The following is a 6616-nucleotide window of genomic DNA, read 5'->3' on the forward strand; positions in this document are numbered from 1 at the left end:
GCCGATGACCAGCGACAGAGAACCACGCCTGCGCCTCGTCACCTCCGATCTCGATCCGGATCGGACGGACACTGGCGCACGCGATATCGACTGGACCATCCTCATGGCGCGCGCCCAGGATGGCGACAAGGCGGCCTATCTGCGCCTGCTGCGGGAGATCACACCCTATCTGAGATCGCGCGCGCGGCGATGGCACAAGGACGCGTGGGACATCGAGGACACGGTGCAGGATATCTTGCTCACCCTGCATGCCATCCGGCGCACTTACGACCCGTCACGACCGTTCGGCCCCTGGCTGGTCGGGATCGCCGATCGCCGCGCGATCGACCGGCTGCGACGCCTGGGCCGCACGACGCGCCGGGAAACCGAACTGGACATGGAACACGAGGCCCTGGCCGCCCCGCCCGAGACCGACGTCGTTCTGGACCGGGGCCGTCTAGAGGAGGCGATCGGCAACCTGCCGCCGGTGCAGCAGAAAGCCGTCAACCTGCTCAAGCTCGGGGAGATGTCGTTGAAGGACGCGTCTTTGGAGACGGGGCTTTCCGTGGCGTCCCTCAAGATGGCGACGCATCGCGCGCTTCAGAGCTTGCGCGCCATGCTCGCGGATCGGAAGGATTCGTGATGGACACCTCCGACCTCGTCCGTTCGCTCGCGGAAAGCGCCGCGCCGGTCAGGCGCCTGCGCCCCCCGCTGGTGCGCGCGGCGATCTGGCTGGCGCTCGCCGCCGGGCTGATGACCCTGATCACCCTTGGCCATGGCCTGCGTCCGCAGTTCGCCGAACGCATGCGCGACACGATCTTTGCTCTCAACATGGTGTCGTGCCTGTTGACCGGCGTGCTCGCGACCATCGCCGCCTTCCTGGCCAGCTTGCCCGACCGATCCCGCTGGTGGCTGTTGCTGCCCGCGCCGCCCCTCGTCGTATGGCTCGCGACGATCGGCTATCAGTGCTTCGCCGGATGGGTCCCCGTCCCGCCGGGCGCCATCACGGTCGGCGCGGCGTCCGGTTGCCTGTCCACCCTGGTCCTGATGAGCCTGCCGCTTTCGGTGCTGATGCTAGCCATGCTGCGCTACACCGCCGCTCTGCGGCCGACGCCCGTGATCCTGATGGGCAGCCTCGCGGTTTCCGCCATCACGGCGACCGCGCTGTCGATGTTCCACCCGCTGGACGCCACGGCAATGGTGCTCGGCTGGAACCTCGGGACCATGTTGCTGTTCCTCGGCGCGGCGGCGGTGTTCAGCCGCAGGGTGACCCGGTCCGGCGGCGGCCGACAAGGTAACTAACATGCTCCGCATTCGACGAATCGACCGGCGCCGCGGCGCCTACCAGACCCGCCACACCTTCGCGACCATTCCGCTGATGGGCGGGATCAACCCAGCCTACATCGCCAGGCAACTCGGCCATGCCTCCCTGGCCATGGTGTTCAAGGTCTACGCGAAGTAGATCAACCGGGCCGACAAAGGCGCTGAAGCAGCCAAGGCGAACGCCGTCATTGGCGTCCAATTGTCCCCGAATTGTCCCCAGAAGGGGAAGTCTCTTTGATTTTATAATGGAAGGTGGCGGAGACGGAGGGATTCGAACCCTCGATACCCTTTTGGGGTATGCCGCTTTAGCAAAGCGGTGCCTTCAGCCTCTCGGCCACGTCTCCTCCTGAGAGGGAGCGGTTCGATAGCCTGTTCGCCGCGTCGTGACAATCGAGCTGTCGGAAAAATCCGCGTTAACGTGAAGCTCAGACCGCGGGACTAGGGTGAACCCCGTTCTGTAACGGGCTCGGGGCTCATGTCGTCGGCAATCGCACATCCTGTTGAGACCGAAGACGTCCGCGTGGCCGACGTCCAGGCGACGTCACAGCGCTCGGTGATCGAGGACGACGACGCGGTCGGCGTCGGCCGGCGCGGGCCGTTCCGGCCTGGTCGTCTGGTTCCGGCCCGGGCCCGCATGCAGGTCCGCAGCCTTTCAAGAATCTTCCGGGTCGTCGACGCCGTCGCCGTCGCCGCGGTGACCGTCGCGGTCATCGTCGCCGCGCGGTTGACAGCCGGGGCGTTCGCGCCGCTGGTGCTCAGCGCCCTGACCCTCGTTCCGGCCCTCTACGGGTTGGAGGCCTACGCCTTCCATCGGCGTGACACCTTCCAGCGACACGGGCTGCGCGTTCTGGCGGCGTTCGGCGCCGCCGCCCTGGTGGTTCTGGCCGCCAATCTGGTTTTCGACCAGGCCCGCGCCGCCCCCTGGGTCGTCCCCGGCTGGGGCCTGGCCTTGATCGCCGTGATCTGCCTGCTGCACGCCGCCTGGTGGCGCATCATCGACCACGGCCGCCGCGAAGGTCGGCTGACCCCCAACGTCGTGGTGGTGGGCGCCACGGTCAACGCCGAGCGCTTCATCCGCACGGCCCTGGCGACCGGCGACGTCAACGTGCTGGGCGTCTTCGACGACCGCGCCGGCCGCGCCCCGCCCCAGGTGATGGGCGTGCCGGTGCTGGGCGACACCAACGCCCTGATCGACCACCGCATCATGCCCTATGTCGATCGCGTCATCATCGCCGTGACCTCGACCGCCCAGGTCCGCGTCCGCCAGTTGGTCGAGCGCCTGGAAGTGCTGCCCAACCCCGTCAGCCTGTTCGTCGACGTCGGCCGCGAGGCCGAGCGCAACGCGTCCCTGGCCCGCTTCGTCGACCTGTCGGGCGCGACCACCGACGTCCGCCGGGCCGTCGCCAAGCGCGCCCAGGACCTGGTCGTCGGGAGTCTCGGCCTGCTGGCCGCCTCGCCGATCATGCTGCTGACCGCCCTCGCCATCAAGCTGGACAGCCCCGGCCCGGTGTTCTTCCGCCAGAGCCGCCACGGCTTCAACAACGAAGCGATCCTGGTGTGGAAGTTCCGCTCGATGCGCCACGAGATGGCCGACGCCAAGGCCGCCCGCCAGGTCACCGCCGACGACGACCGCGTCACCAGGATCGGCAAGTTCATCCGCAGGACCAGCCTCGACGAGCTGCCTCAGCTGTTCAACGTGCTGAAGGGCGAGATGTCGATGGTCGGACCCCGCCCCCACGCCATCGGCATGAAGAGCGGCGACGTCGAGTCGGCCAAGCTGGTCGCCCACTACGCCCACCGCCACCGCATGAAGCCGGGCGTCACCGGCTGGGCGGCGATCAACGGCTCGCGCGGCCCGGTCGACACCGCGCAGCTGGTGCAGGAGCGCGTCGCCCTGGACGTCGACTACATCGAGCGCCAATCGTTCTGGCTGGACCTCTACATCATCGCCATGACCATCCCCTGCCTGCTGGGGGATCGGTCGGCGGTGCGCTGAGGACCCGAACATGTTCTGGCGTGGCGTACTCGGATACCTGCCGGTCAATATCGCCCAGGGCGTGGTGGGACTGCTCACCATCGTGCTGTTCACCCGCGTCCTGACGCCGGAGCAGTACGGCGTCTACGCCCTGGCCTTCTCGGCCCTCAGCCTGACCCAGACCATCCTGCTGACCTGGACCGAGGCCGCGATGGCCCGCTTCCATGCCCGGCAGGACGAGGACGGCCGGCTGCCCGACCACTTCGCCACCCTCTACCGCCTGTGGTTCGCCCTGGCCCTGGTCGTGCCGGTCGCCGCCGTCCTGGTGCTGCGGTTCGCGCCGCTGCCTCCGCCGCTGAAGGTCGCCGTCGCCGCCGCCTTCGCCGCCGTGGTGGTCAAGAGCCTGACCAAGCTGTCGCAAGAACGCCGCCGCGCCGCCGGCGAGGTTTCCAGCGCGGCCCTGCTCGACATCGTCCAGACGGTCGGCGGCTTCCTGCTGGGCCTGGTCCTGGCCCTGGTCGGGCTGGGCGGCGCCGCGCCGCTGCTGGGCATGGGGGCGATCTCGCTGCTGTGCCTGGTGTTCGTGCTGCCGGCCGACCTGCGCCGCGCCCAGGGCGGCCGTTATGACCCGGCGATGGCCAAGGCCTACGCCGCCTATGGCCTGCCGGTGGCGCTGTCGCTGATCCTGGCCCTGGTGCTGTCGACCACCGACCGCTTCCTGCTGGCCGCCTTCCTCAACGAGCAGGCGGTGGGCGTCTATCATGCCGGCTATTCGCTGGGCAGCCGCACCCTGGACGTGGTGTTCATCTGGCTGGGCATGGCCGGGGGGCCCGCCATGATCGCGGCCCTGGAGCGCGGCGGCCACGCCGCCCTCAAGGACGCCGCCCAGGAACAGGCCAGCTTCATGGTGCTGCTGACCCTGCCCGCCGCCGTCGGCCTGGCCCTGGTCGGCCGCCCGCTGGCCGAAGTGATGGTCGGCGCCGAGCTCAGCGCCGGGGCCGGCGCGGTGGTGCCGTGGATCGCCCTGGCCGGCTGGCTGTCGGGGATGACGACCTATTACCTGCTGCAGGCCTTCACCCTGGGCAAGCGGACGATGATGCTGATCGCCTGCATGGCCATTCCGACCGGGGCCAATGTCGTGCTGAACCTGCTGCTGATCCCGCGCTTCGGCCTGGATGGGGCCCTGTGGTCGACCGCCGCCAGCTACGGCGTCGGGGCCGTCGGGGCCGCGATCCTCGGCCGCCGCGCCTGCCCCCTGCCCGTGCCGTGGTCCAGCCTGCTGAAGGCCGGCCTGGCCTGCGCCCTGATGGCCGCCGCCGTCCTGGCCACGCCCGCCTTCGGCGGCGTGATCGAACTGATCGTCAAGGCCTCGCTCGGCGCCCTGGTCTATGGCCTGGTGGTGCTGGGGCTCGACGCCGGCGGCCTGCGAAGCCGGGCCACCGAGATCGTCCAGCGCCGCCTCGCCATCGCAAGGGAGGGCCCCGCATGACCGCCGCCTTTCAAAACCCCGTCGGTGAAACCCTGACCGACAACGCCGCCTGGGCGACCGCCCAGCCGCGGTTGTCGGTGCTGATCCCGACCTTCCGCGACGACCCCGGCGCCTTGCTCAAGGCCCTGGACGAACCGGGGGTCCACGCCGAGATCGTGCTGCTGGACGACGGCGGCGGCGACGAGGCCCTGGCCCGGCGCATGGCCTCGCGGATCGAGCGCCTCAGGCTGCCCGCCCGGCTGATCACCCTGTCGTCCAACGAAGGCCGCGCCAAGGGCCGCAACCGCCTGGCCCGCCACGCCCGGGGCCGCCACCTGTTGTTCCTCGACAGCGACATGCTGCCCGACCCGATCGGCTTCCTGGCCCGCTGGACGGCCCTGGCCGAAAGCGACGACACCGCCGTGGCGTTCGGCGGCTTCACCCTGGACCAGACCCCGCGCCGGCCCGAGCACGAACTGCACCGGGCCATGGCCCTGAGGAGCGACTGCACTCCGGCCCCGGAGCGGGCCAGGGCCCCCGAGAAGCACGTCTTCACCTCCAACCTGCTGGTCCGCCGCGACGTCTTCGAAACCATCGGGTTCGACGAGGGTTTCGCCGGCTGGGGCTGGGAAGACGTCGAGTGGGCCATGCGAGTGGCCCGGCGGCACCCGATCGCCCACATCGACAACTCCGCCACCCATCTGGGCCTCGACACCGCCCCGGCCCTGGCGGCCAAGTACGAGCAGTCGGCCGCCAATTTCGCCCGAGTGGTGAAGAGCCACTTCGAGGTGGTCAGCGGCTATCCCAGCTATCGCGTCGCCAAGGCCCTGAAGCCGTTGCCCTTGCGGGCCACGTGGCGGCCGATGCTGAAGTCCCTCGCCCTGGCCGAGGCGGTCCCGACGCCGCTTCGCGCCTTCGCCATGCGGCTCTACCGGGCCGCCCTCTATTCGGACGCCGTGTGATGCAGATCTCCCCCCAAGAAGCGCTTGGCGAAAAGGTCGACGCCTACGAGCCGGACCGCAGCCTGAAGGGCAAGCTGCGGCGGCGATTGATCCGCCTGGCCCACCGGCGGCCGGCCAAGGTGAAACTGGAGCGGCCGATGGTGTCGTTCAGCTTCGACGACGCCCCGGCCACGGCCTGCGAGGCCGGGGCCCGGGTGCTGGAGCAACGCGGCCTGCGCGGCACCTACTATTTCGCCGCCGGCCTGACCGGTCGCGAGGGCCCGATGGGTCGCTTCGCCACCGGCGAGGACGCCGCCCGGCTGCACGCCGCCGGCCACGAGATCGCCTGCCACACCTTCTCGCACCTCGACTGCGGCCAGTCCTCGCGGGACCAGACCCTGGCCGACGTCGACCGCAACGGCGCGGCCCTGGCGTCGTGGGGCGCGGGCGTCCCGGTCAGCTTCGCCTATCCCTATGGCGACGTCGCCAGCCCGGCCAAGACCGCCCTGGCCGGCCGCTTCAAGACCCTGCGCGCCCTGCACCACGGCCTGATCGCCGACGGCGCCGACCTCAACCAGGCCCCGGCCGTCGGCATCGAGGGCGAGGACGGCGAGGCCGTGGCCCTCGACTGGCTGGACAAGGCCCACGCCCGCAAGGCCTGGCTGATCCTCTACACCCACGACGTAGCCCCCGAGCCGTCGGCCTGGGGCTGTACGACCGGGGCCCTGGAGCGGCTAGTCGACGGGGCGATCCTGGCCGGGTTCGATGTGGTGACCGTGGCCGAGGGCGCGCGGCGGATCGGGCTGTAGCGCACCGACTTGCCCCCTACGGGTCGCTTCGCGACCGTCTTCCCCCATAGGGGGAAGAGCCCCGCTGTCGACGCCGCGCGAACTCCGCCCCCTCGCCGCGACAGACCGCGAAGCGGTCAGG

The 6616-nt window shown here is 70.3% G+C and carries 7 protein-coding genes and 1 tRNA gene; 7 read left to right on the forward strand and 1 reads right to left on the reverse strand.

Annotated elements, in window-relative coordinates; translation table 11 throughout:
- The first annotated feature begins 4 nt into the window (after nucleotides 1-4).
- Genes PMI01_RS19605 through PMI01_RS27240 form a run of 3 tightly spaced genes read left to right on the forward strand, consistent with a single transcriptional unit; the run spans nucleotide 5 to nucleotide 1441 of the window.
- Nucleotides 5-622, forward strand: a complete 618-nt coding sequence (locus PMI01_RS19605; RefSeq protein ID WP_035037267.1) for a sigma-70 family RNA polymerase sigma factor — start codon at nucleotides 5-7, stop codon at nucleotides 620-622.
- Complete coding sequence (locus tag PMI01_RS19610; protein ID WP_007672955.1) at nucleotides 622-1281, forward strand: NrsF family protein; 660 nt, start codon at nucleotides 622-624, stop codon at nucleotides 1279-1281. The genes PMI01_RS19605 and PMI01_RS19610 overlap by 1 nt, the downstream gene beginning before the upstream one ends.
- Before the next feature lies 1 nt (nucleotide 1282).
- Entirely contained in the window at nucleotides 1283-1441 is a 159-nt protein-coding gene (locus PMI01_RS27240) for a tyrosine-type recombinase/integrase (RefSeq protein ID WP_007672957.1), read from the forward strand.
- A gap of 114 nt (nucleotides 1442-1555) precedes the next feature.
- On the opposite strand, the gene PMI01_RS19620 is transcribed toward PMI01_RS27240, so the two are convergent.
- Nucleotides 1556-1646 (reverse strand) — tRNA-Ser (locus PMI01_RS19620).
- Between the two features lie 131 nt (nucleotides 1647-1777).
- Here PMI01_RS19620 and PMI01_RS19625 point away from each other — a divergent pair.
- Genes PMI01_RS19625 through PMI01_RS19640 form a run of 4 tightly spaced genes read left to right on the forward strand, consistent with a single transcriptional unit; the run spans nucleotide 1778 to nucleotide 6495 of the window.
- Nucleotides 1778-3298: a polysaccharide biosynthesis protein HfsE gene (locus PMI01_RS19625; protein WP_007672959.1), complete on the forward strand. Its 1521-nt coding sequence runs from the start codon at nucleotides 1778-1780 to the stop codon at nucleotides 3296-3298.
- 10 nt (nucleotides 3299-3308) lie between these two features.
- On the forward strand, nucleotides 3309-4766 hold the full coding sequence (locus PMI01_RS19630; RefSeq protein ID WP_007672963.1) for a polysaccharide biosynthesis protein HfsF: 1458 nt from the start codon (nucleotides 3309-3311) through the stop codon (nucleotides 4764-4766).
- A complete protein-coding gene (locus PMI01_RS19635) occupies nucleotides 4763-5707 on the forward strand; it encodes a polysaccharide biosynthesis protein HfsG (RefSeq protein ID WP_007672967.1) in 945 nt (314 codons plus the stop codon). The genes PMI01_RS19630 and PMI01_RS19635 overlap by 4 nt, the downstream gene beginning before the upstream one ends.
- Entirely contained in the window at nucleotides 5707-6495 is a 789-nt protein-coding gene (locus tag PMI01_RS19640; protein WP_007672970.1) for an oligosaccharide deacetylase HfsH, read from the forward strand. The genes PMI01_RS19635 and PMI01_RS19640 overlap by 1 nt, the downstream gene beginning before the upstream one ends.
- Nucleotides 6496-6616 lie beyond the last annotated feature (121 nt).

Source organism: Caulobacter sp. AP07 (assembly GCF_000281955.1).
Lineage (GTDB): Bacteria > Pseudomonadota > Alphaproteobacteria > Caulobacterales > Caulobacteraceae > Caulobacter.

What these genes read in the sequence shown, in the direction of transcription:
- PMI01_RS19605 (WP_035037267.1), top strand. Translation starts at nt 5, where the DNA reads ATGACCAGCGACAGAGAACCACGCCTGCGCCTCGTCACCTCCGATCTC.
- PMI01_RS19610 (WP_007672955.1), top strand. Translation starts at nt 622, where the DNA reads ATGGACACCTCCGACCTCGTCCGTTCGCTCGCGGAAAGCGCCGCGCCG.
- PMI01_RS27240 (WP_007672957.1), top strand. Translation starts at nt 1,283, where the DNA reads ATGCTCCGCATTCGACGAATCGACCGGCGCCGCGGCGCCTACCAGACC.
- PMI01_RS19625 (WP_007672959.1), top strand. Translation starts at nt 1,778, where the DNA reads ATGTCGTCGGCAATCGCACATCCTGTTGAGACCGAAGACGTCCGCGTG.
- PMI01_RS19630 (WP_007672963.1), top strand. Translation starts at nt 3,309, where the DNA reads ATGTTCTGGCGTGGCGTACTCGGATACCTGCCGGTCAATATCGCCCAG.
- PMI01_RS19635 (WP_007672967.1), top strand. Translation starts at nt 4,763, where the DNA reads ATGACCGCCGCCTTTCAAAACCCCGTCGGTGAAACCCTGACCGACAAC.
- PMI01_RS19640 (WP_007672970.1), top strand. Translation starts at nt 5,707, where the DNA reads ATGCAGATCTCCCCCCAAGAAGCGCTTGGCGAAAAGGTCGACGCCTAC.